At 46.6% G+C, this 1,134-nt stretch carries 2 protein-coding genes; both read left to right on the top strand.

Annotated elements, in window-relative coordinates; translation table 11 throughout:
* Positions 1 to 231, top strand: a 231-nt coding sequence (locus ACWA6V_RS07590; RefSeq protein ID WP_449521911.1) for a DUF3144 domain-containing protein, incomplete at its 5' end; no start/stop codon positions are given.
* Between the two features lie 169 nt (positions 232 to 400).
* Positions 401 to 1,134 (top strand): sialate O-acetylesterase (locus tag ACWA6V_RS07585; RefSeq protein WP_449521910.1); only part of this gene is annotated, 734 nt, incomplete at its 3' end.

Raw genomic sequence — 1,134 nt, 5'->3', positions numbered from 1 at the left:
GAAGATGCTGACCCCGGTATTGTCAGCGCCGCGCTTATGAATGCGGCAGCGCGCTTTAATGCCTTCGTCGTGGCGCAAAGCTCACTCGATAAAAATGAGTTTGCCGAAGATGTGGAGGGCACAACGAATTATTTGTCTGGCCGCTACCGCGATTTCCTTAAAGAGCATATGGAAGATTACCGCGAGAATTACACTACGTTAATTGGCAACAGGGAATTGCCGGAGGAATAGATCGGTTTGGGATTGAAAAAGCAGCTTCGGCTGCTTTTTTGTTATTTGCACCAAATAAATATTTGTAAAGCTGGTTTAAGCGCAAATAGGGCATATTTATCTTTTTCTTGTATACAAGTATATTGATGATTGTCTGATCATCCTCCAATAACCATAAAAGCCACTACCTATGAGAAACCCACGAGCCATTTATTCGCAGCTATTACTGCTGATTTGCCTTTCTTTACTCTCTATTTCCAATGCTTTTGCCGATGTCACTTTGCCGCGCCTGTTGAATGACGGTGCGATTCTCCAGCGCGATAAACCTTTAACGATTTGGGGTTGGGCGGCTGAAGGCGAGAAGGTGACTGTGAGTTTTGCGGGTAAGGAGAAATCCACCCAAGCCGTTGATGGTAAATGGCAGGTGACGTTTCCGGCGCGCAAAGCCGGTGGCCCCTTCGAATTGGTGGTGACGGGTGAGACGAACCAGCTTAAACGCAGCAATATTTTATTGGGCGATCTGTGGGTTGCATCGGGTCAGTCCAATATGGAATTGCCTTTGCGTCGGGTGAGATACCAATATCCTGGGCTGATTGAAACTACACAGCAGCCCAGCATCCGCGAATTTAATGTGCCTGTTACTTATGCGTTTAAAGGCCCTTTGAGTGATTACACGCAAGGCGATTGGAAAACCGCTACGCCGGAAAATTTGGAAAATTTTTCTGCGGTAGGTTTTTTCTTCGCGCAAAAATTATTGGCGGAAAATAAAGTGCCGGTGGGTATCATCACGATTCCTGTCGGTGGTTCACCGGCTGAAGCTTGGGTGAGCGAATCCGTATTGCAAAAATATCCGCAGTATTTACAGAAGCTGCAACCGTTTAAAGATGATGCCCATGTGCAGGCGACTATCGCTAAAGACAAAGC

Source organism: Cellvibrio sp., assembly GCF_053579595.1.
Note: the sequence above shows the minus strand (reverse complement) of the source record. Positions and strands in the feature narration are given on the sequence as shown.